The 22,851-nt window shown below is 42.4% G+C and carries 21 protein-coding genes; 2 read left to right on the forward strand and 19 right to left on the reverse strand.

Features of this window, described 5'->3' with window-relative positions; genetic code table 11:
• Window positions 1-46 precede the first annotated feature (46 nt).
• Together NSQ09_RS02185 and NSQ09_RS02190 are read right to left on the reverse strand one after the other, a co-directional pair.
• The gene (locus NSQ09_RS02185; RefSeq protein WP_017695267.1) at window positions 47-1,639 is read right to left on the reverse strand and encodes a SulP family inorganic anion transporter; all 1,593 of its coding nucleotides are present in this window, start codon (window positions 1,637-1,639) and stop codon (window positions 47-49) included.
• Between the two features lie 18 nt (window positions 1,640-1,657).
• The gene (locus tag NSQ09_RS02190; RefSeq protein ID WP_213382022.1) at window positions 1,658-2,251 is read right to left on the reverse strand and encodes a beta-class carbonic anhydrase; all 594 of its coding nucleotides are present in this window, start codon (window positions 2,249-2,251) and stop codon (window positions 1,658-1,660) included.
• Between the two features lie 382 nt (window positions 2,252-2,633).
• On the opposite strand from NSQ09_RS02190, the gene NSQ09_RS02195 reads away from it, so the two are divergent.
• A complete protein-coding gene (locus NSQ09_RS02195) occupies window positions 2,634-3,611 on the forward strand; it encodes a 2-hydroxyacid dehydrogenase (protein WP_341030508.1) in 978 nt (325 codons plus the stop codon).
• 37 nt (window positions 3,612-3,648) lie between these two features.
• On the opposite strand, the gene psdB is transcribed toward NSQ09_RS02195, so the two are convergent.
• The 4 genes from psdB to psdR all read right to left on the reverse strand — a co-directional run bounded on the left by psdB (window position 3,649) and on the right by psdR (window position 8,203).
• Window positions 3,649-5,589: a lantibiotic ABC transporter permease PsdB gene (psdB, locus tag NSQ09_RS02200; protein ID WP_026113625.1), complete on the reverse strand. Its 1,941-nt coding sequence runs from the start codon at window positions 5,587-5,589 to the stop codon at window positions 3,649-3,651.
• The gene (gene psdA, locus NSQ09_RS02205) at window positions 5,564-6,343 is read right to left on the reverse strand and encodes a lantibiotic ABC transporter ATP-binding protein PsdA (protein ID WP_017695271.1); all 780 of its coding nucleotides are present in this window, start codon (window positions 6,341-6,343) and stop codon (window positions 5,564-5,566) included. Before psdA ends, psdB begins: the two co-directional genes overlap by 26 nt.
• Window positions 6,344-6,425: 82 nt before the next feature.
• Window positions 6,426-7,496 (reverse strand): two-component sensor histidine kinase PsdS, encoded by a 1,071-nt coding sequence (gene psdS, locus NSQ09_RS02210; protein WP_017695272.1) that lies wholly within the window; start codon window positions 7,494-7,496, stop codon window positions 6,426-6,428.
• Window positions 7,490-8,203, reverse strand: a complete 714-nt coding sequence (gene psdR, locus NSQ09_RS02215) for a two-component system response regulator PsdR (protein ID WP_017695273.1) — start codon at window positions 8,201-8,203, stop codon at window positions 7,490-7,492. The genes psdS and psdR overlap by 7 nt, the downstream gene beginning before the upstream one ends.
• 146 nt (window positions 8,204-8,349) lie before the next feature.
• Here psdR and NSQ09_RS02220 point away from each other — a divergent pair, with 146 nt between their 5' ends.
• Complete coding sequence (locus NSQ09_RS02220) at window positions 8,350-8,559, forward strand: hypothetical protein (protein ID WP_017695274.1); 210 nt, start codon at window positions 8,350-8,352, stop codon at window positions 8,557-8,559.
• A 35-nt stretch (window positions 8,560-8,594) separates the two neighbouring features.
• Here NSQ09_RS02220 and NSQ09_RS02225 read toward each other — a convergent pair whose 3' ends face one another.
• The 13 genes from NSQ09_RS02225 to NSQ09_RS02285 form a co-directional block, all read right to left on the reverse strand.
• Window positions 8,595-9,359, reverse strand: a complete 765-nt coding sequence (locus NSQ09_RS02225; RefSeq protein WP_015251150.1) for an arylamine N-acetyltransferase family protein — start codon at window positions 9,357-9,359, stop codon at window positions 8,595-8,597.
• Window positions 9,360-9,617, reverse strand: coding sequence for an HPr family phosphocarrier protein (locus NSQ09_RS02230; RefSeq protein ID WP_003219835.1), 258 nt, complete (start codon window positions 9,615-9,617; stop codon window positions 9,360-9,362).
• 23 nt (window positions 9,618-9,640) lie between these two features.
• Window positions 9,641-10,591, reverse strand: a complete 951-nt coding sequence (gene whiA, locus NSQ09_RS02235) for a DNA-binding protein WhiA (protein ID WP_003228147.1) — start codon at window positions 10,589-10,591, stop codon at window positions 9,641-9,643.
• A 22-nt stretch (window positions 10,592-10,613) separates the two neighbouring features.
• The gene (mgfK, locus tag NSQ09_RS02240) at window positions 10,614-11,567 is read right to left on the reverse strand and encodes a gluconeogenesis morphogenetic factor (protein ID WP_003244450.1); all 954 of its coding nucleotides are present in this window, start codon (window positions 11,565-11,567) and stop codon (window positions 10,614-10,616) included.
• A gap of 1 nt (window position 11,568) precedes the next feature.
• On the reverse strand, window positions 11,569-12,456 hold the full coding sequence (gene rapZ, locus NSQ09_RS02245; RefSeq protein ID WP_003243903.1) for an RNase adapter RapZ: 888 nt from the start codon (window positions 12,454-12,456) through the stop codon (window positions 11,569-11,571).
• Between the two features lie 24 nt (window positions 12,457-12,480).
• The gene (locus NSQ09_RS02250; RefSeq protein WP_014481002.1) at window positions 12,481-12,957 is read right to left on the reverse strand and encodes an 8-oxo-dGTP diphosphatase; all 477 of its coding nucleotides are present in this window, start codon (window positions 12,955-12,957) and stop codon (window positions 12,481-12,483) included.
• A 318-nt stretch (window positions 12,958-13,275) separates the two neighbouring features.
• Window positions 13,276-14,226: a thioredoxin-disulfide reductase gene (trxB, locus tag NSQ09_RS02255; RefSeq protein WP_017695275.1), complete on the reverse strand. Its 951-nt coding sequence runs from the start codon at window positions 14,224-14,226 to the stop codon at window positions 13,276-13,278.
• A gap of 205 nt (window positions 14,227-14,431) precedes the next feature.
• Window positions 14,432-15,841 carry a peptidoglycan DL-endopeptidase CwlO gene (gene cwlO, locus NSQ09_RS02260; RefSeq protein ID WP_014481004.1) on the reverse strand — a complete coding sequence of 470 codons (1,410 nt, stop codon included), beginning with the start codon at window positions 15,839-15,841 and terminating at the stop codon, window positions 14,432-14,434.
• 380 nt (window positions 15,842-16,221) lie between these two features.
• Entirely contained in the window at window positions 16,222-17,676 is a 1,455-nt protein-coding gene (locus tag NSQ09_RS02265; protein WP_122894759.1) for a tetratricopeptide repeat protein, read from the reverse strand.
• 125 nt (window positions 17,677-17,801) lie between these two features.
• The gene (gene bmrA / locus NSQ09_RS02270; RefSeq protein ID WP_341030511.1) at window positions 17,802-19,571 is read right to left on the reverse strand and encodes a multidrug resistance ABC transporter ATP-binding protein/permease BmrA; all 1,770 of its coding nucleotides are present in this window, start codon (window positions 19,569-19,571) and stop codon (window positions 17,802-17,804) included.
• 166 nt (window positions 19,572-19,737) lie between these two features.
• The gene (locus tag NSQ09_RS02275) at window positions 19,738-20,091 is read right to left on the reverse strand and encodes a hypothetical protein (RefSeq protein WP_014481007.1); all 354 of its coding nucleotides are present in this window, start codon (window positions 20,089-20,091) and stop codon (window positions 19,738-19,740) included.
• Window positions 20,092-20,105: 14 nt separating this feature from the next.
• Window positions 20,106-22,016: a DUF6792 domain-containing protein gene (locus NSQ09_RS02280; RefSeq protein ID WP_341030512.1), complete on the reverse strand. Its 1,911-nt coding sequence runs from the start codon at window positions 22,014-22,016 to the stop codon at window positions 20,106-20,108.
• A gap of 1 nt (window position 22,017) precedes the next feature.
• On the reverse strand, window positions 22,018-22,743 hold the full coding sequence (locus NSQ09_RS02285) for a hypothetical protein (RefSeq protein WP_041338853.1): 726 nt from the start codon (window positions 22,741-22,743) through the stop codon (window positions 22,018-22,020).
• Between the last annotated feature and the right edge of the window lie 108 nt (window positions 22,744-22,851).

A 22,851-nucleotide genomic window follows, 5' to 3' on the forward strand; every position in this document is an offset into this window, starting at 1 on the left:
AAACATCGTTTTCTCTACAAGCTGGCGGCCGTGATGGCCGCTTTTTTTAACCTGTGATTTCATCATGGTGATCAAAGAAATGCTGCTTTCCTATTTTGTGAAAAAGGCCTGTTTTATGCAGCAGCTCCTTCGGCTGCGATTGCAATCCTACAATCATCAGCTTTCCATTGTGGCGTTTAATTCGATTCATAATGTTCCCAAGCACCGCTTCAGCTGACGTATCCATATAGTGCACCTTATTCATGAGCAGAATAAGGGTTTTCGGTTTTTTCTGTACATGCTCCAGCAATGACGATTCAAGGGAATCAATTGATCCGAAAAACAGCGGCCCTTCTATGGCATACATGCTGACAGATGGATCTTCTCTCTTCGCCAGAACAGGATGCGATTCCTGATTGTGGATGCGGGTCGCTTCGCTCATTCTTCTGATAAAGAACACGAATGCAAGCAGCAATCCGGTTGCCACACCGATGATTAAGTCAAAAAGAACCGTAAGGGCGAAGGTCGCCGCCAAAATAAAGGAATCAGCATTTTTCAGTCTCAGCATGTTTGCGACTTCCTTGCGCTCACTCATATTCCATGCGACCACCATGAGAATCGGTGCCATACTGGCGAGCGGCACATGGGACGCATAAGGCGCAAATACAAGCAGGACAAGGAGAACGACTACGCCGTGAACGACGCCGGAAACTGGGGAAACCGCTCCGTTTTTTATATTGGTCGCCGTTCTCGCAATCGCTCCTGTAGCCGGGATTCCGCCAAACAGGGGCGCTGCCATATTCGCAATCCCCTGGCCGACAAGCTCCTTGTTGCTGTCATGCTTTGAGCCCTTCATGTTATCAGCGACCATTGCGGACAAAATCGACTCAAGTCCTCCAAGAAGCGCGATGACAAGCGCAGCCGGAAACAGCATAACCATTTTATCCAAAGTAAGCTCAGGAAACTGAAATTCCGGCAAATGGCGGGGGATTTCTCCATAAGTTGACCCGATCGTTGCCATGCGGTCAGGGAAAAAGACAACCGCGACCACTGTGGAAATAAGAAGCGCCAACAAAGCGCCCGGCACTTTAGGCATCACCTTGGCGGATACAAGCAAAATGACGAGCCCGATCACAGCTGTCAAAATGGCATATACGTTAAAGGTGCCGAGCTGCTGCACAATTTCAAACATGTTGTGATGAAAGTTCTCATGTTTTTCAACATTTCTCAATCCGAGAAAATTAGCGATTTGTTCCGTAAAGATCAGCACGGCAATTCCGGCTGTAAAACCGACGATAACGGGTTTGGGCACGAATTTCATTATTTTTCCGAGCTTAAACAGCCCAAACAGCACCAGCATCACTCCTGCCATAAACCCCGCAATCAGCAGATTTTCCAAGCCGTACTGCATGACAATGCCGAATAAAATCGGGACAAAGGCGCCCGTCGGACCGCCAATCTGATATTTTGATCCTCCAAACAAAGAAATACAAATCCCTGCTATAACAACAGTGTACAGCCCATATTCAGGCTCGACTCCCGAGGCAATGGCAAACGCCATTCCTAAAGGAATTGCCACGACACCTACTACGATACCTGCAATCAAGTCTTTCTGAAATTTCTGCAAATTGTATCCCTTGAATCTCCCTGAGAATCGCATATTTTATTATAACCTCCCTTATGAGTGATTGTTTATAAGCTCAGTTTCATAACCGTTAATGACCACATCAAGTTTTCCTGTTTCAGGATGAATGACAAGTCCGTGAACCGGCACTTTTTTCGGAAGCAGCGGATGATTCTTAATCATGTTCACACTGTGGGAAACGCTTTCTTCCACGCTGTCAAAACCAGTCAGCCACGTTTTCAAATCGAGTCCGGCGCTCGTCAGCAAATTCAGGCAGCTATCCTCCACCCCGCGTTCCTTTGCTTTCTCAAGAATCGAGGACGCATTCAGCCCTGACATTCCGCATTCATGATGGCCGACAATGCATACCTCTTCAGCCTGCAATTCATAAATCGCGACCAGTATGCTTCGCATCACGCTTCCAAATGGGTGAGAAACGATGGCTCCCGCGTTTTTTACAATTTTAGCATCACCGTTTCTAAGCCCCATTGCTTGCGGAAGAAGTTCTGTAAGCCTTGTATCCATACAGGTGACAATGACGAGCTTTTTCGAAGGAAACTTTGTCGTTTTGTACGGTTCATACTTCTTCTCACTGACAAACCGCTGATTGTGTTCCAAAATTGATGTTAAAGAAACCATTTGATTCATCTCCCATCCATATGATTTTGCAAGCCTTCTTACCCAGCTTACAGTAAGGAATTATAGCATAGGAATAAGCCAAGAAAAGGATTTCAAAAAAAGACACTATAATTGGACTGTATAATCAAAACATAAACATTTATATCTTTCAAAGATAATAAAATTTATATTTAATGAATCCTATAATCCGGCTGCAGTTCGTATATCGATGATTTGTCTGACAAAAAATATGGGTGAATTCTGATAATTAAAAAACTTTTTTAAGCAGATTTAGCTGTTCTATCTTCATTTTAAGTTCAAAAGAACCAGAAATTAAAAAAACGCAGCTATATTTTTAACATCTATTTATTTCCGATATAATGAAATAGACAACAGCCATAAAGGGGGAGCCTTGTTGAAACCATTTGTATTTATCACAAAACCGATTCCTGAAGAGATTGAAGCATTCATCGGAGAACATTGCCGTTATGAAGTATGGCAGGAGGATACGCATCCGAGTGACGTGCTATTTGAAAAATTAAAAGAAGCGGAGGGACTTTTAACATCAGGGACGTCCGGGCCGTCAATCAATCGTGAGTTGCTGGAACACGCGCCTAAGCTCAAAGTGGTCAGCAACCAATCAGTAGGCTACGATAACTTCGATATAGAAGCAATGAAAGAAAGAGGAGTCGTCGGGACTCATACACCTTATACACTGGATGACACAGTTGCAGATCTGGCTTTTTCACTGATTCTGTCTTCCGCCAGACGTGTTGCCGAACTGGACCGTTTTGTCAGAGCAGGAAAATGGGGAACCGTGGAAGAGGAAGCGCTTTTCGGAATTGATGTTCATCATCAAACGTTAGGCATTATCGGCATGGGCAGAATTGGAGAACAAGCAGCGAGACGCGCCAAATTTGGTTTTGATATGGAAGTGCTTTATCATAACCGACATCGCAAACAAGAAACAGAAGACAGCATCGGCGTTAAATATGCAGAGCTTGATACATTGCTGGAGCAATCTGATTTTATTCTTCTCATTACGCCGCTGACTGATGAAACCTATCACATGATAGGAGAACGCGAATTTAAGTTGATGAAGGATTCAGCAATTTTCGTCAATATTTCCCGGGGAAAGACAGTTGATGAAAAAGCACTGATTCGCGCTCTTCAGGAAGGCTGGATCAGGGGAGCCGGCTTAGATGTATACGAAAAAGAGCCTGTCACCCAAGATAATCCGCTCCTGCAGCTGGATAATGTCACGCTGCTTCCTCATATCGGTTCAGCAACAGCTAAAGTGCGCTTCAACATGTGCAAACAGGCCGCCGAAAATATGATCGCAGCCATTCAAGGACAAACACCGAAAAATCTCACAAGAGAATTTCAATAAATCAAAAATCCGGTCTGATAACAGACCGGATTTCATATTACATACGCTGAAGAACAGCACGCTTATAAATATGGCGGGTGACGATATAATAAACAGCCTGGAATACAAAATAAATGAAGATGACAATTACGGCCTCAAGAAATAAATTGGAATTCAGCATATTACTTAACGCTGCATACGCAAAGCCCGCGTGAATCGTACCTGCGATAAATGGGATGAAGAATAAAAATCCTATTTGCTTTCCAAGGATCGAGTGAATCTCTTTGTCCGTAACCCCTATCCTTTTTAAGGCTAACACCTGCACTCTCGTATCTTCTATTTCCGTAAACATCCGCAAATACAGCATGCTTCCTTGCACGATAAAAAACAGCACGCTGACAAACAGACCAATAAACAGCATTAATGCAACTCCCTGCTTCACAATTTGATAACTAGGAGCACGTGTTTGAAAATCAGATGTATGTTCTTTCGGCACCATGTTTTCAAGCTTTTCAGAGACATCCACCGTCTCCTGCCAATGCTCAAGCTCATAACCTACCATTCTCATCTGTTCCTTCAGCGGCACATCCTGTGACAGACTGTCAAAGCTCTTTTCGCTGACAACCAATAAACGGCTGACTCTATCGACAGACATCAATATCCCTTTGTTTTGCTGCTTTTTCATGACGTAGGAAAGGGTTTTTCCTGACTTCATATGAAATGCTGCTGTTTCCCCTTCTCCAAATGTGTCTTTCACCATCATTTGAAAAGAAACATTAATAAATGCTTCATTTTCTTGTAAATGAATAACTGGGAACCCTTTTTCCTTTGCGACTTGATTATAGACTTTTTCTGAAATCAGCAGAGCTTCCGCTTCCATCTTCTTATTTCCATACGGCAAGTCTGACTGAAAAGTGACAGGAATCCCTGTGGCATCCACCTTATACTTGATAACAGCATGAGCTTTTTTCAATGTATTCTCAGCTGTCTCAGGCTTCATGACCTGAAAGCGGGAAGCATCCTTTTCCACCCAGGAAACAGACTGAGGAATGCTTTGCTCCTCCTGCCTTTGTAAATCGGAATAAAACATATAGATGACACCTGTAGCTGTTAATATGACCGCTGTAATGACAGAGGTTAAAAACAGCATGCGTGCATGATCCTTCAGCCTGAATATCATGTTGGAACGCACAATGATATTCGTGCCTTTGTAGAAGCTGTGTTTCTTTCGGTACAGCATGCGGAAAAACGCCACACTGCTTTGTGTAAAAAAGAAATACGTGCCAATTAACACTAAAATCAAAATTGGAAATACCCGAAACATCATGTCAATTGCATTGGCTGTTGCAGATAGATAATAACCGCTGCCAAGACATAGCAAAGACAATACAGTGAGCCATTTCGAATAAACCGGCAAGCTTTTCGGCTTTTTGGCCGATTTAATCAGTTCAATGATTTCCAGCTTCCGAATCCGTCCCAGTGATAAAATGAGCAGCGTCTGAAACAGGATGAGAAAGCCGGCAATTGTCATCACAAACGCTTTCGGCACAATGGCAAACGAAATCGGCACCTTCACGCTGAGCATCCATGTCATAATCATAAAAAACAGTTTTGAAAATAACAGGCCTGCTCCAATGCCGGCCGCAATCGCCGCAAGAGAAATAAGTGACTGCTCATAATAAATCATCTTGCGAAGCTGCTGCTTTGATGTGCCAAACAGTGTCAGCAGCCCAAACTCTTTCTTTCTTGCCTGCAAAAACGCTGAATTGGAATATGTGATGAAAAATATACAAAACACAATGATGACGACAAGAGCTGCGCTCAAGCATGTTTTGACAAGGCTTCCGCCATATATATTGTCTTCATTGACATCAGGATGAAAAATAAATGATGTGAAGACAAAAAACACCGAAACGGCAAACACACAGCTTAAAAAGTAGGCCACATACCGTTGCAGATTCCCAAGAATGTTTTTACGGGCGATAGTTCTCAAATTGATGAAAATCGCCTCCCAACACACTCAAGGTATCCAATATACTTTGATAAAACACCTGCCTGTTTGTTCCTCTGTGAATCTCTGAAAAGAAACGTCCGTCTTTAATAAAAACAATTCGTTTACAGAAACTTGCTGCTGTGGCATCATGCGTAACCAACAGAATCGTCGCTTCCTTTTCCTCATTCAGCTGAGCCAGTGTGTCCATCACTTGCTTTGCCGATTTTGAGTCGAGGTTTCCTGTCGGTTCATCAGCAAGAATGAGCGCTGGATTGTGAATAATCGCTCTGGCACAGGCTGCCCGCTGCTGCTGTCCGCCCGACACCTCATATGTGCGGTGATCGAGAATGTGCTTGATTTGCAGCGTATCCGCCAGTTCATCCAATCGGGCTTCCATTTCTCTCAGCTTTACCTTATCCAATGCGAGCGGCAAGAGAATATTTTCACGAATCGTCAGCGTATCAAGCAGATTAAAATCCTGAAAGACGAAGCCGAGTTCTCTTCTGCGAAACAAAGCCAGCTCTTGGTCCTTTAACGTTTTCGGCTGAATGCCGTTGATCATCATCTCGCCCTGGGTCGGCTTATCAATGGTAGCCAGCAAATTCAAAAGCGTGGTTTTTCCGCTTCCCGACGGCCCCATAATCCCGACAAATTCTCCTTTTGACACACTGAGATCAAAGGCGCTGAGCGCTTGGTATGATATTGTTCCTTTATTTGAATAGTACGTTTTCGATAGGTTCGTTGTTTGCAACACGTTCATGTTCTGCTCCTCCTTTTTCTTTATTATAAAAAGGAAGTCAGCATCCTCCCATCGAACTTTCTTGCAATTCCGCTCCCCAACCTTACAATGCTGTCACATTCACGAGGGTGTCACTTGAAAACACGATGGTCATCACAGTGCCAGCCCCTTCTTTTGATTCCGCATACAGTTTATGGCCGAGACGGCTGCACACCTGTTTTGCTAAATAAAGGCCCATTCCAGTTGCCTCTTTCATGGTTCGTCCGTTTTCTCCGGTAAAAAACGCGTCAAAAATCCGCGGCAGATCCTGCGGCGGTATACCGATTCCTTCGTCGGCAACCGACAAGCGCGTCTCATGTCCCTGTGTTTCAATCCGGATTGTAATAGGGTCTCCCACACCTTGCTTTGAATATTTTAAGGCGTTGAAAAGGATTTGCTCAACAACAAAGGAAAGCCACTTTTGATCACTGGAAATCTGAACGGCATTTGGCGGCACATGTAATGTTGGAAAAAGGCGCCGCTTGATAAACTGACGTTTTTCCTGATTGATCAGTGAACGAACCATTTCTGCCAAATCAAAGGTTTGCGGCTTTACATCAAATGCAAATTCCTCCAGCCGGGCCGTTTGCAGCATCATCTCAAGACCGTGGCGAAATCTCTCATTCTCATCCTCCAGCTCCTCTAAAAACGTCGAAAAAGAGGATGAGGTTCCGTTTTTTCCTTCCTGAATCATTAAGGATATGACGGATACCGGTGTTTTCATATGGTGGACCCATTGGTTGGTGAAGGTATAATGCTGTTTTTGCTGATTGATATATTGTGAGAGCCTGCTTTCGTATTGCTGCCCGAGTGCGTTGATCATTTTCGTCCAAAGCGCTTGCTCTCCTGTTCTTGGCTTTCGGGCTTTCAAAGACTGTCCGATGTCATTCGAAGAAGAGGCTTGTTCTGCAAGCTTTTTAACATATGTGAGAAAGGAAAATTGCCGAACATAATCAGCAGCAAAACCTGCGGCTAAAAGAGTACCGGGCAAAATCCATATGTACATCATATTTTCTTTGGAAGGTTCTGCGCCGCTCTCTACAATGCTTAAATACGCAATCAGCATGGCGGACCCTATCCCTAATAATGAAAATAGAATAATGGCTAAGCGGTCGATGAGATAAGTCTTTAACACTCCGCTTCATCCTTCCGATTGACTTGAAATTGATAACCTTGTCCTCTGATTGTGGAAATGCAATCTGTCAGTCCTGCATTCTCCAGTTTTCTCCGCAGCCGGTTGACATTGACCGTTAACGTATTGTCATCGACAAAATCAACGTCATCCCATAACGCCTCCAATAGTTCATCACGAGAAACAATTTTTTTATGCTCCCTCACAAAAATAGAGAGAAGCTGAAATTCTTTTTGGGAAAACAGAATACGGGAGCTGTTCCATTCGGCCTCATTTTGATCAGGATAAATCGTCAGCCCGCCAAGCTCCACTATTCTAGATTCCTGCGGCAAAGAGGGCGAGTATTCACCATATGTGCGGCGCAGGACGCTTTTGATTTTGGCCATCACTACCTCTAGATGGAACGGCTTTGTGATATAATCATCGCCGCCATTTTCAATCGCCATTACCTGATTCAGCTCATCGGTCCGTGCCGATATAAAGATAATCGGCGCATTGGAAATGGTACGGAATTGCCTGCACCAATAAAACCCGTCAAAAAAAGGCAGGTTGATATCAAGCAGCACAAGATCAGGCTTCATTTCTGCAAATTCCAATTTTATATCATTCAGCTGTTCAGCAATTTTCACTTCATATCCGTATTTTTGAAGATGACCGCCCAGCAAAGAAGCAATCCGCTCATCATCTTCCACAAGCAAAATCCGATACACGTTGATCCCCCTTATATGTACATCACGATGGTTTTTCTAGAAGATTCCAAAATTATTATAGCATGTGCGGAAAAGCAAATCGGACTTTTTCTTTTTGTTATAATAGAATGATAAAGGTAAAATTTTCATAATAGGCAGGTGTCGTGATGAAGAAAATCATGCTGTTTCTGGCAATGACGTCAATTCTTTCAGCATGTCAGCCCAACTATACCGGGAAATACATAGAAATTGGGGATACACTAACTGACTATACCAAAGAGTGTTTTATAGAGAATGAAATTCCTTATAAATACGAAAAGGGAAAACTGTATATCCCAGAAGATGCATTTGATACAGCAATCTACACTTGTTCATAAGAAAAAGCTTGCAGATAACCTGCAAGCTTTTCACGTTACAAAAAATGAGTATTTAATTTCTCTTCAAATTCTGAAGGGCCAATGTCACTTTTTTGAATGTCACTGCCGTTTTCATGAATCGTAAAATGGCGCTCTGACATGACCATCCTTCCGCTCGGCGTCAGCTTTGAGGCAAGCGGGGATTTGTTAAAAGGAGATTTTTCATGAGAGTGAATGATGTCCTTCATGTTATCTAAATCACCGAGATCACTCTCTTCAAGAGTAAAGGCGTACCCGATTTGCCAGCCTTCTCCCTTGTCCATCAGCAGAACATGGCTGCCCTTTTCTGTCTCTTCTCTTTTGATTCGGAATGACCCGACTGGTGACTGTACCGTTTCTCCGGAAAGCGGTATCGGCTGGAGCGCCAGGTTGATGCCGAAGCCGATATCAACGAGGTAATCGCCGTTTTCCGCAGACAGCCATACAGCAGCATGCGTCCCTTCTAGTGCCCATCCCTCTTGATCGCCTGCATAAACCGTTCCTCGAATGAGCTTCACATGAAACCCAGCCTCACGCAAGACAAAATAAAGAAAACCATTTAAATCGTAGCATAGGCCGCCGTGCTGATCTTTGAGCAGACGTCGCCATAGCTCTTCTTTTGTGATCTTATAATTCTCTTTTGCAAGTACGGCACGGTTTTCGAATGGAAAACGGTATGCCATTGCTTTGAGAAAAAGGGGAAGATCGCCGAAGCTGACATGGTCTTTCTCCCAGCCGATTTTCTGAAAGCAGTCTTTTAGAAAGTCACTCATTTTTATCACCTAAACTTCTTCTTGAACGTAAGCAGCCAGCTTCTCCAGCGCCTCTTGTTCATCTTCTCCCTGGGCAATCAAGGTAACCTCAGTGCCTGTGCTTACCGCCAGGCTCATCAGTCCCATGATGCTTTTGGCGTTTACTTTTTTCCCATCCTTCTCAAGAAACACATCTGACGTAAACCGGTTTGCTTCTTGTACAAACAAAGCAGCAGGACGTGCTTGCAGTCCTGTCTTTAATCGAACTTCCACTTTCTGTTGAACCATAAGATCTCCCCTTTTCTTTACGGTTATTTTAAAGTGACGGTTTGCCCAGTCCGCAGCTGTTCTGCGATTTCGTCAAGTTTTCTCAGCCTGTGATTGATTCCTGATTTGCTGATTTTCCCGCTTGCTACCATTTCCCCCAGCTCTTTCAGCGTCACTTCCTGATAATCAATCCGCAGCTGCGCAATTTCCCGAAGTTTTTCAGGCAGCGCCTCCAGGCCGATTCTTTCATCGATGTATTTAATATTTTCCACCTGTCTCAGCGATGCGCCGATTGTTTTGTTTAAGTTGGCTGTTTCACAATTGACGAGGCGGTTGACCGAATTTCTCATGTCCCGGACGATTCTGACATCCTCAAATCGCAGAAGCGAATTGTGAGCGCCAATTACGTTCAGAAACTCTGTAATCTTTTCAGCCTCTTTTAAATAGGTAATATAGCCTTTTTTCCGTTCAAGCGTTTTGCTGTTTAACTGAAACTCATTTAACAGGTCACATAATGAATCGTTATGCTCCTTATAAAGAGAGAAGATTTCTAAATGATACGAGGAGGTTTCCGGGTTATTGACCGAACCTCCTGCCAAAAATGCTCCTCTCATATAAGAACGCTTGCAGCATCTCTTTTTGACCAGCTCTTTCGAAATACTTCGTTCAAACACAAAATTCTCCCCGAGTATTTTTAAATCCTCTAAGATCGTTTTTGCATTTTCTGAAAAACGCACAATATAGACGTTATTCTTTTTCAGCCGCATTTTCTTTCTGACCAGAAGCTCGACCGACACATCATATTGTTTTTTCAGCAATGTATAGATGCGGCGGGCAATCGCCGCGTTTTCGGTTTGAACATCGAGTACGAGATGGCGGTTTGTAAATGATAAAGCTCCATTCATCCGAATGAGTGCAGACAGCTCGGCATTAATGCAGCAGTCCTTCACTTCCAGATTCGTTAATTCTTTTTTTGTTTCTGATGCAAATGACATATAGCCACCTCATTTCAAGGCTTCATTCTTTCAGTAAATCAACAAGAAGAGAGGCCACTTTATGTGTATCGTGACGTATTACGTCATTTTTATACGTTACAATTTGATCTCTGATGACTTCAAGCCCCATCGCTTTCAGCTCTTCGATATCAAAATCAACAGGACGCGCCGATTCCATTTCGTACTTACGTTTTATTTCGTCGGGAATGTCTTCACTGTTCACTAATATCGTATCAATAAAACCGCAGCCCATATGCTGATTGAGCGCTTTCACATGATCAGCAGCGGTGTAATGGAGCGTTTCGCCGGGCTGAGTCATCACGTTGCAAATGTATACTTTTTTCGCCGGCGCCTTTATCACTTCTTCCCCGATTTTTGGGACGAGCAAATTGGGCAGAATGCTTGTATAGAGACTTCCCGGGCCGATAATAATCAAATCCGCTTCCCTGATTACGTCTATTGTTTCCGGCAGCGGATCAATCTGTTCAGGCGTGAGAAAAACACGCTTAATGCGCTGTCCGTATTCTGGGATCGTTGACTCGCCTGAGACCACGCGGCCATCTTCCATCTCAGCATGCAAAACGACACTGGCATTGGCAGCCGGCAAAACCTTTCCTCTGACATTCAGCACCTTGCTCATTTCTGTGACAGCGTGAAAAAAATCACCGGTTATATTTGTCATCGCTGCCAAAATCAAATTCCCGAGAGAATGGCCTGTTAAGTCATTCCCTTTATTGAAGCGGTGCTGAAAAAGATCTTCAACAAGCGGCTCCACATCGGATAAAGCGGCAAGCACATTTCTGATGTCTCCGGGAGGCGGAATTTTCAGTTCATTCCGCAGACGGCCAGAGCTTCCCCCATCATCGGCAACTGTTACAATGGCCGTGATGTCAACGGGTTTATGCTTTAGGCCCCGAAGCAATACAGAAAGACCTGTACCGCCGCCAAAGATTGCGATTTTCGGCTTTTGTCCCATCTTATTTCCGGCTTCTCTTTTCAATGTCCCGGTGAGTAACATGAGTATAGTAATCCTTTTTGAAATAATCAGCTAAATTCTCGGCTAATGTCACAGAGCGGTGCTGGCCCCCTGTGCAGCCGATCGCAATGACAACCTGGCTTTTTCCTTCTCTTTTATAAGATGGAAGCATAAAGCTCAGCAGATCAATTAATTTCTCATTGAACTTTTGTGTTTCATTCCACTTCATGACGTAAGAGGAAACCTCTTTATCCTTGCCAGTCAGCGGCCGCATGCTTTCGATATAGTACGGATTCGGCAAAAATCTGACATCAAAGACGAGATCTGCATCAATTGGAATACCGTATTTAAAACCAAATGACATCACATTTACGGTAAATGTCTCTCCTTGGTTTGTCGCAAAGTGCTTCACGATTTTTTCACGCAAATCACGCGGCTTCATGTCAGACGTATCGTAAATGATTTGAGAGCGGCCTTTTAATTCCTCAAGCAGCTCTCGTTCCAGCGCGATGCCTTCAAGCGGCAGGCCAGTCGCTGCCAGCGGATGCGAGCGTCTCGTTTCTTTATATCTTGTGACGAGAATGGAATCCTTCGCGTCCAGGAATAAAATTCGCGGTGTGATCCACGGATTTTCGGCCATTTCATCCAGCGCTTCAATCAGCCGGTCAAAAAATTCGCGGCCACGCAGATCCATCACGAGCGCAACTTTGCTCATTTTCGAATTTGATTCCTTCATCAGCTCTAAAAACTTCGGAAGCAATGAAGGCGGAAGATTATCGACGCAGAAATAGCCGAGATCTTCAAAGCTTTGAATCGCGACAGTTTTCCCCGCTCCCGACATTCCGGTTATAATGACAAGCTGAATATCATGTGATTCACTAACACTCATCTTTCTCCCCCCTGACTTATCTTTCTATTTGATGTGCTGCGGGTCTAAACGATAACTGAGCAGCTCAAAGTCCGGTGTATACGTAAATGTGCCGTGCAGCAGCCCTTGTCCCTTCATCATAAAATCAAGGATATGGCCGTCTCCAGGGGCCATAGGCAGGTTCTGAATGTCATTGACATCGTGCCACTGCAGTTTCCCTTCCTCCGATTCTGATACATTTTGTCCTGTATATGAATCAGCGACAAACGTAAACATCATCCACTCGGAGACAATGTGGTCACCGTCTTTAATAATAAAGGTAAAAACGCCTTTTAATTGAGGATTTATGATATAGATACCAGTCTCTTCTCTGTACTCTCTGATGACGGAGTCTCTGACTGATTCTCCGCTCTCCATCTTGCCGCCCGGCGCGACCCACCAGCCGCGTCTCGGCTTTTGAAGCAGAAGAACTTTGTCATCCGTCTGAAGCACACAATTTGTCACTCTTTGCAAGTACGTCACCTAACCTTCGTCCTGTCATCGTCTCTTTATTATACCGCTTCAAGATGCCTCCCACAATGAAGATACATTGACAATCTTTTCTTCTATTTTACAGCATATTCATTCCTTAATTCAGATGATTTTGCTGTAACTGGCATTCATCTTTTATTTATGGACAAAAAAAGGACACGGATAACTGGAGAATCCGTGCCAAAAAAGTGTATTCATTATAAAAAGGGGGTCAATTACTTTATTAATCATAACCGAAAAGCATTACACATGTGTTACAGCGGAATTAAAACCCAGTAACGTAATGTGAAACTCGTATGACAGCCCTTTTTATTTTAAGGTTTTCAGCGTTTCTTGAAGCTCTTCGACATAATGCTGTACGCTTTGTGCCGCAATACTTCCGTCTCCTGTAGCCGTTACGATTTGGCGCAGTGATTTTTCGCGAATGTCTCCGGCAGCGAAAATTCCTTCAACCTTTGTCTCCATGCGTTCGTTTGTTTCGATGTAGCCTTCTTCATTCGTAATGCCCAGATTTTCAAACGGTTTAGACAGAGGAAGCATGCCGATGTAAATGAATACGCCGTCTGTTTTGAATTCACTTTCTTCACCGGTTACCGTATCGACAAGCGTTACGTTACCGACTTTGCCGTTTTCCTCATGAATTTCCTTCACGGTTTTGTTCCATAGGAAGTCAACTTTTTCATTATCAAATGCTCTCGCTTGAAGAATACTTTGAGCACGGAGTTTATCACGTCTGTGAACAATCGTTACTTTTGAAGCGAAACGAGTCAGATACACGCCTTCTTCAACCGCGGAATCTCCGCCGCCAACAACGACTAGTTCTTTGCCTTTAAAGAAAGCGCCGTCACATACTGCACAATAAGATACACCGCGGCCGCCCAATTCTTTTTCGCCAGGCACGCCGATTTTTTTATATTCCGCACCTGCAGCAATGATGACAGCACGCGCTTTATATTCCTTTGAACCAGCTTTGACTACTTTGTACTCTTTGCCGTCAACGACTTCTTTAATATCGCCATAAGCGTATTCAGCGCCGAATTTTTTCGCGTGTTCAAACATTTTGTTAGAAAGCTCAGGCCCAAGGATACTTTCGAATCCAGGATAGTTTTCTACATCTTCCGTATTGGCCATTTGTCCGCCAGGAATTCCTCTTTCAATCATTAATGTTGATAAATTCGCTCTAGATGTGTATACAGCGGCCGTCATCCCAGCAGGGCCCGCGCCGATTATAATCACGTCATAAATTTTTTCTTCTGACACACCATTCACTCCTTAAACCATCTTTTCAAGTTGGGGCTCTTTCTTATAAGATAAGAATCCCCATCAAACGTATTCCTTACCCATATCCTATAAAATCTCATGGTGATACGCTATTTTTTTGCTCAACACGATTAAATGTATTCGAAAAGGGTATATGTTAATAAAGAAAGAGCCTTCTGTTTATAGAAGGCCCTTGTCATATTTATTATTGAACAACACGTCTTACAACGCCTTTAAATGCTTTTTTCCAGTAAGGATTGCTCATAGAGTCAACAGATACGCCATGAGATGTATTGTCGTTTAGGAAAGTACCGTTTCCTAAGTAGATTCCTACGTGTCCATTTGTTTTGTAAGTGTCAAAGAACACAAGGTCTCCGCGTTTCATTTCAGACGCGCTGACAGCTTGTCCTCTGCCAACTAACGTATCAGTAGTTGTTCCGCCTACAGGTCCAAGGTTAACACCTGCAGAAGCGTATGCCCAGCGTACGAATGATGAGCAGTCAAAAATACGGTTGTTGATATCAGATTGGCTGCGTCCGCCGCCAAACTTGTACGGAGATTGTCCTACAATGCTTGAACCAACGCTGATCGCGCCTTCAATTCCGCCGGAGTTGCTGATAACAGTGCCGCCTGAATTGCTGTTTGAGCCGCTGCTCTTCTTAGAAGATGAGCCATTAGACGAACTGTTTGATGAACCGTTAGAAGAATTATCTGAAGAATCATCAGATGAGCTTGCTTTTGCTGATTCAGTTGTAGCCGTTTGGCTGTCATCTGTTTGTGTTTCATCAGATGCTTTTTGTGCTTCTTCCTGCTTTTTGATCAAAGCAGCCGCTGCTTCTTGTTCTTTTTTGATGCGTGCTTGTTCCGCTTCAGTATTTGCTTTTTGATTTGCAAGTTCAGACGCCTCTGATTTTAATTCAGAAATCGCTTTAGCCGTTTTCTTCTGGCTTGCTTTTGCTTCGTCGAAAAGCTTGTCTTTTTCATTAAGCTGTTTATCAAGGTCTTTTTGCATTGTTTCTAGTTTAGCCAATGCAGCTTGAACTTCTTTCAGCTTGTCATTCAAATCCGCTTCAGAATCTTCGAGCTTCGCTTTATCCTGCTCTTGCTGTTTGATTAAATCTTTGTCTGCGTCCACAATAGATGAAACCGCAGTCGCACGAGAGATAAAGTCACCAAAGCTTGTTGATCCTAAAAGAACATCTATGTATCCTTGAGATCCGCCGCTTTCCTGTAAAGAACGAACGCGTTTTTTCAGGATTTCATTGCGTTTTTCAATACGTGCTTCTGTTTCTTTAATCTCTTTTTTCAGTTTTTTGATTTCTTCTTTTGTTTTATCATTTTCTTCTTTTTTATCTTCGATCTTGTTGCTTGTATCAAGCGCCTTAGCGTTAATGTCTTTCAGTTCTTTTTCAATCTTTGATTGATTTTCCTGAAGCTCAGTTAATTCTTTTTCCTTCGCTTCAATGCTGGAAGCAACCTCAGATTGCTTGCTTTCGATTTTTTGCTTCTTTTCATCTAATGTTTCCGCCGATGCAGTTTTACTTGTAAATGGGATCAAAAAACTGCTTGTCCCGATGACGGAAGCCAAACCAAGTGTAATTAAACTCTTTCTCACTTTTTATATCCTCCCTTTTACTGTGAACCTGTCCTCATTTGGAATCGTATTTTGAACATCAAGTTTCGTTCCTCATACTCTACGAGGAATGATGGTTGTTTATGGTTAATTATTCTGTGCATCTCTTATTCTGGTTGTATAGCGTTTATTTCACATCATATGTAAAAAACACTAATTCCTTATGTACGAGAATCATTATACCATCAAGTTTCGACAAATTAGCGATAAATTTTATTACATTTATGTTTCAAACAGATGTCAAGTCACACATCATTTGTCATTTTTCTTAAGCGTGTAAAAAAACTGTCGATATTATTTTCTTAATATAATCTATCAAACAAAAAAAGAGTCGATTAAATAAATCGACTCTTTAAAATTTACTATTCTAGAATATCATCAATATATTTCATATATTTCGTCAAAGTTGCCGGAGAGATGCCGAATCGGGACGCTGTGTCTTTTTTCGTGTCTTGCTTGCCATGGGCTTCTTTCCAAATATAACAGATGGCTGCTGCCCAGCCTTTCTCATTCTTCAACGGAGCAGCTGCACGAATTTGCTGGATGACATGGAAAACCCAGCAGCTCATGACTTCTGTTTTCATCTCTTCTTTTTCAGCTTGCTCTAATAGTTTGACCGTTTGATAAGCGAAAAGTGCATCCTCTGAAACGTCAGCAGCAGCAGAATCTCCATTCAGAAGCAGCTTTACAAAATGATTTTCAAAAGGAGCGGTAATTCTCTTTGAGCGTATCACCGCTTCAAGATGCTCTGTTTCTCCCTTTGTGCTGCTGATATAATAGGCTGCGAGACGCTGCTCCACAGATGAAGGAAGAGCTTCCCTCCGCTCAATCCAAGGCGCCGGGCGGTCTTCGCCGGGATATTGCGACTCGACTTTTCTCCAGATCGTCTCGGCAAAGTCGGTATGTCCCGTAAAATAAGCAGAGCAGGAAAGCCAGTAAAAGAAGGTGTCGTCACCTTCAAAGCCGGTTTTATATAATGATTTGAGCCATTTATATCCGATCTCGTAGCGGCCGACAAGCGCCAAAGTAGCACCCAATTTATAACGCTGCTCCAATAGCATCGGATAGACATTGGAGAGCTGATCACTCAATTCCGCCACTTTTACGTCTTCTCTTTCATAATAGTAGAAAACGAGAAGATTGCATAAGGCGTGAAGATTTCCTTCATTATGAGAAAGCACTTCATAAGCGGTTTGCTTCGCTTTTACAACGTTTCCTGAATAGAAATAGGCAAGCGCGAGATTGTTGTATGCTGACCAAAGCTCCGGATATTCAGCTGTGATTTCCTCAAGCGCCGCAACCGCTTCAGCAAGCTGGCCGCTTTCCAGCAATGACTTTGCCCGATCCTGTTTCACCAGCAGTTCATCCTGATCATACAACGAATCCTCAATGCCGTCGTCTCCTAAATCGAGCAAATCAAGCAGACTATCGTTTTCTTCGGCGAATTCACCATCCGGGTCCGCATCAGAATAAGCGGCCGCTTCTTTATAAGCTTCCTGGAAGAGCCCCAGATGGGCAAAGTTATTCGCTTTAAAGTAATGGCACTCCGGCATTTCGGCCTCCAGATTTGCCATGATATAGTCAAGAAGATCGTTCGACTCTTGATATTGGCCCATTTCCGAATAAATGACCGCAAGCTGTGAAAGCATCTCTGAATCCTCCGGCTCCAAATGAACCGCGCGCTGAATCAGTTTGCTTGCCCGTTTTAGATTGCGCTCTTTATACGCTTTCAAGCCTTTATGAAAAAAATATTGTCCATCTTGAAGCAGCTGGACAATTTGTGCGTGATTTTTATGTTCAGAAGTGTGTTTTCCCACAACTACCCTCCGTTTTATACAATATTACCGTCAGTAGTATACCATAAATCGTAAGCCCCTCAATAGTTCAAAAGGAAGGATTGGGAAAATCCCTCCTCTTTTTTATTGGCTGATTCGACCAAAATTTACCCGGCTTTGTTTTCTAAGTCCGCATTCATTTTCAGCTGCTGTTCAGCAAAATCCCGATAAAGATCATGGGAAGCCATTAACTCATGGTGTGTTCCACGACCGGTAATTTCGCCTTTTTCAACAAACAAAAGCTGGTCCGCATCTACAACGGTAGATAGGCGGTGAGCGATAACAATTGTTGTGCGGCCCTCCATCAGCACCTCCAGCGCCTGCTGAACTGACTTTTCAGATTGGCTGTCGAGACTTGAGGTCGCTTCATCGAGCATAAGAATGCTTGGGTTACGGAGAAGCGCTCTCGCAATCGCGATTCTTTGCCTTTGTCCGCCTGACAGCATAATGCCGCGTTCGCCCACTTCTGTATCAAACTGATTCGGCAGCTCCTTTATAAAATTGTGCGCATATGCCATCTCCGCGGCTTTTTCGATCTCAGCATCCGTCACATCTCGTTCTAACCCGTAGCAAATATTTTCTCTGATTGTCCCGGACATTAACGGGCTTTCCTGTGATACATACCCGATGTGCTCCCGCCACGATTCAAGCGAATAAGTATCAATCGGCTCGTCCCCCAGCCGAATGGACCCTGCAGTCGGAGAATAAAAACGTTCAAGCAGCTTAAACAGCGTCGTTTTCCCCCCGCCGCTCGGACCGACAATCGCTGTGACTTTACCTGCTTCAATGACAGCGCTGACCTCTTTTAAGATCAGCTGATCAGGCTTATATCCAAAAGACACGCGATCAAGCTGGATAGGCAGATGCGCATTTTCAATTTGTTTTCCTGTCACTGTATCTTCCTCTTCCTCTGCCAAAATCTCAATCATTCGTTCTGTTGCACCGATTGATTTTTGCAGCTGTGTGAAAAACGTTGTAATCTGGCCCATCGGCATAATAATTTGAAATAAATATAAAATAAAAGCCACGAGCGCTCCGGCTGTGAGCTCGCCTGATGAGACCTGCATGCCGCCATATCCGATCACTGCGACAAGCGCTGCCATTAACACGAGTGAAATAAGCGGGCCGACAAGCGATTGAACCTTAGCTTCACGAACGCCAAGCTTAAATAATGAGGAAATCCCCATCTTCCCGCGACCATATTCGACATCCTCCGCATTTGAAGCCTTGACGAGTCTGATTTCCGGGAGAATTTGATTCAGCAGGCCTGTAAAACGAGCCGTTTCATCTTGCGTTTCCCGTGAAATGGAGAACATTTTCCGTCCAATCGGCACCAAAATAAGAGCAGCCAGCGGAACGACCACTAACACAAGCAGCGTCAGCTTCCAGTTCATAATAAACAAGATTGTCAATGATCCAATGACAGAAATGATGCCTGTAATAAACCCGCTGATGTGGGTTGTAATCAGTTCTTTGACCACCATCGTATCATTCGTTACACGGCTGACTGTTTCTCCGGAAGCATTTGTATCGAAATAAGAGACAGGAAGCTTAATTAATTTCTTCCATAATAACTCCCGCAGTCCGGAAATGATTTTTTGTCCATTATAGTTAAGCGCATAGGTGGCATAAGCGCTTAAACCCGCCTGAACGAAAAACACCAGCGCGATCAAACCGATTTGCGTGCCTGACAGATTTGACATAGAAAAACCATCGACAAGCTGCTTCGTTAATAATGGAATGAGCAGGCTGACCAGTGTGGTTACAACACTGAGGGCAAGCGCAAAGGCGAGCTTTCCATAAGAAGGATTGGTACGTCTTACTAAGGCATAAAAGGGTTTCAATTTACTTTTAGATTTTTGTTTCTGGTTTGGCATATATTTTCCTCCTGTTTCAGCGTTCAGAAAGGTGAAATGTCATAGCAAAAGGATGATTTTTACTCTTTCTCAATCATATCAATGGAGAAAGACTTTTTCAGTATATTTTTGCCGTGATGAAAATAAAAGATCTCCCACTCATTGTTTGAATAGGAGATTTTTTATGTTAGAGCACTGGCTTCTTTTTTCTGTAAGTCAATGTTACATCCTGCTGCCGCAGGTCTTCTATTATCATTTTGTACCGATCAACTTTTGCGGTATGTTCTTCTTTTATCATCTCAAGGGCAGCTTTTCGTTTTTCGCTATTAGACTCAAGCTCTTTTTTTATTTTTTTTACAATCAACCCTTTTTGCCCTTTGATTTCCTCTTTTAATGAAGACTCAAATTTCTTTGTCAGGCTGAGAAAGTCGTTGATCGGTTGATTGAGGGTGCCCGCTTTCCCCTTCATTTCATCTTGGGTCAGAAACATATAGGTCGTTGATACAATTTCTGTTTCACTTTCTGAAAATAAGGAAGTCACTCTTCATATTCCTCCTAAGGCTGAAAATCAAATAACTGAGAAATCATTTCTTCTTTTTCAAACAGCTTTTCAATACTCTCGCGGATATTTTTGATAAAATCTCTTTTTTCTGTTGTCTGTTTTTTTAATTCAGCAACAATTCCATCATTAGCAGGAAGCGCACCTGTGTGGAATGATTCATGAACTGAGATTTTCTCCAATTTATCGAATGTGTGGCTGAAACCAGCTGCAAGCCGGAATTGAAGATCGAAGGCATAATGCGAAGGGTTTTCTTCCATATGATGAATCGCCGTGGTGATCGCCTGCTTTTTGTCTATGAAATCTTCATCGATTTCCTGACTGTAAACCTTCTGGTACTTAGAAATCGCATCTTCCATATCTTCAACGATTTTCATACCGTTTTGATAGATTCTGACAGCGGATGAGAGATTGACTTGAATCGTTTCTCCCGAGCCGCTCTTGCCTGTAAAGTAAATATCGGAGCCTTTATAGCTGAAGCCTTTTTCCTTCGACAAAGCGTTGAGCATTTGAACGATGCTGTGGCCGTCGACGATGAGTTTTAGTGCGTCTTTTGTTTCTGTGTCGAGTGTTTTCAATGAGGACAGAATTGATTTTACATAGTCCACTATTTCACCAACGTCTTTTAAAGCTTGCATAAATTGGCCATGCTTTAAATGGTCAATGAAATGTTCGTACCGTGATTCTATGCCTCGCATACTCGCATTAATATTCGTTAATTCTTTTTTGATGACTTTCTTTTGCGTTTCATCAATATAACCGTTTTCAGCTAACTGATTTACGACCGGTCCGCTGTTTCTCAACAAGGTATGAAGAAAACCTAAAAACGACGGCAGTTCCTCTTTTATTCGGCCATACATTTGCTTAACATCATCAAAATGCTCATATAGGACACTTACTTTCTTTAAAGCGCCGTCTGTGTTTTTCACTTTTTCAATCAGGTCTATGTCTATCCCGCTGGCTGCCTTTATAAAACCGTTCAAGCCGTCTTTTTCATAGTCATCCTTATATTTTTGAAGGAATTTTTGAATTGACCTCACATCTTCATCAGGAACCCCATCCATAATGTTTCGGATGCCTTTTACACTTGTATTTGTATCTGCCATCTTCACATCACCGAATGTAATGAAATCGGCCTTGCCGCTGACTCCATACAGCGGGTCATCTTTTGAGATGCGCTGAGTGATGTTTGCTGTTACGCCTTTGTCTTCATAATATTTTTGGATTTCTTTTTTTAACTTTTCTGGCGGGATGGAATCTATATCTTCATATTTATAACTAAATTTCCTAATAACATATCTATATAAACTTTCATCAGTTTCAAGTAATTGATCAATATTGACTTGAGCTCCATTTACCCCATAAACTTCATCATATTCTCCATCAATCAATTGCACCATAACTTGGTTATTATTTGCAAGTGAATGTCCTAAGGCGAATGTTTTTAAATCCTCAGAGTTACCTGCTGCTTTCTTTGCTTTGTTAGTAAACTCCTTTGTAGCCTCATACTGACTATGATCAATTCCTAAAAAAAGACCAAAAAAGTTATATGACCAATCCTTATTATCGGCACTACCTTCTGAAATAATCTGAAGCTGATCAATATGTTTTTTCTCATCTATTATATGGATTGCCGTTCCATCGTAACCTGATTCTCTGGTCGAACTTTGTATACTTGTATTCTGATTTACAAGTTCATTGGAGGTGTAAATTTCAATTTTCATATTCTCAGGAAGATCGTGGTGGGTTTCCTCTTTATAAATTCTGCGTATATCTGCTTCGAAATCCTTCTTAGCTTTCTTAACTTCACTATCAATAGTTGAGGCAAACTTTTGTTTATAGTCATATTCTAAATCAATTAGCCTTAACTTTACGTTCTCATTCTCAAATACATTTTTATTTCCCATCTTATTTCTCCTTTTTATCTATTAAAAAGGTGATAGAATTAATTAATTTCTCAACTTTATTTTTAGCCTTTTCTTCATCTAAGGAGCATGGTTGATTTTCATTTTTGCATCCAAGAGTAAAGGCGTATTCTACTCCTAAGTTATCTTCTTCTGTAGACTTAACATATCCAAAATAACTGTATGAATAATTATATTTTCTATCAATATCGTCAAAGATGTCTTTTTTCTTGGCAGTGTAAATATCCGTTTTATTTTTGCTGCTTTTTTTGTATTCGCCTTTATAATCATTTTTTCCACTAACAATATCTAGCATTGTCTTAGGTTCATTCACAAAACTTTCTTCTTTGTAATATGTTACATGGCCATCAAACATTACATTGGTGTCTTTATCATAACTATTAAATCCAATACTTTCTTTGTTTTTCCCGGTTAACGATGATCTTCTTGATAGATACTTCCCATCCTCCGGAAACAACATCCTAAACCCTTTCAGCTTAGATTCCAGCAAATAATATCCTGGTTCCTCTTCTTTTGTTGACACCATGTACTCTCTCGTTTTCTCGTCCTGAAACGCAGGTACTTGAGGCAGATCCTTGGGATCCATGTCTTTTGGTTTTACCGCTTCTGTTTTATTGTCATTTGTGGTGTTTTTATCATTGTCATTCATACTGCATCCTCCTGTCAGGGCAAGTAATAAGCTGAAGCAAATAAAGATGATCTTTTTCATTACGAACCTCCACGGGTTTTGTGAGAATAGTATTCTATTTTATATCAAAAATAATTCTATTGACCTGGTTAAGAGATGAATATTTCATCCTTTTTCATGTTACATCAT

Source organism: Bacillus sp. FSL W8-1202 (genome assembly GCF_038006165.1).
Lineage (GTDB): Bacteria > Bacillota > Bacilli > Bacillales > Bacillaceae > Bacillus > Bacillus subtilis.

Excerpts from the sequence above, each read along its gene's own strand:
- rapZ (WP_003243903.1), bottom strand. The coding sequence starts at position 12,456 with ATGAGTGTTAGTGAATCACATGATATTCAGCTTGTCATTATAACCGGA.
- NSQ09_RS02230 (WP_003219835.1), bottom strand. The coding sequence starts at position 9,617 with ATGGTTCAACAGAAAGTGGAAGTTCGATTAAAGACAGGACTGCAAGCA.
- psdA (WP_017695271.1), bottom strand. The coding sequence starts at position 6,343 with ATGAACGTGTTGCAAACAACGAACCTATCGAAAACGTACTATTCAAAT.
- NSQ09_RS02185 (WP_017695267.1), bottom strand. The coding sequence starts at position 1,639 with ATGCGATTCTCAGGGAGATTCAAGGGATACAATTTGCAGAAATTTCAG.
- mgfK (WP_003244450.1), bottom strand. The coding sequence starts at position 11,567 with ATGGGACAAAAGCCGAAAATCGCAATCTTTGGCGGCGGTACAGGTCTT.
- NSQ09_RS02190 (WP_213382022.1), bottom strand. The coding sequence starts at position 2,251 with ATGAATCAAATGGTTTCTTTAACATCAATTTTGGAACACAATCAGCGG.
- bmrA (WP_341030511.1), bottom strand. The coding sequence starts at position 19,571 with ATGCCAAACCAGAAACAAAAATCTAAAAGTAAATTGAAACCCTTTTAT.
- NSQ09_RS02220 (WP_017695274.1), top strand. The coding sequence starts at position 8,350 with ATGAAGAAAATCATGCTGTTTCTGGCAATGACGTCAATTCTTTCAGCA.
- NSQ09_RS02285 (WP_041338853.1), bottom strand. The coding sequence starts at position 22,743 with ATGAAAAAGATCATCTTTATTTGCTTCAGCTTATTACTTGCCCTGACA.
- NSQ09_RS02280 (WP_341030512.1), bottom strand. The coding sequence starts at position 22,016 with ATGGGAAATAAAAATGTATTTGAGAATGAGAACGTAAAGTTAAGGCTA.
- whiA (WP_003228147.1), bottom strand. The coding sequence starts at position 10,591 with ATGTCATTTGCATCAGAAACAAAAAAAGAATTAACGAATCTGGAAGTG.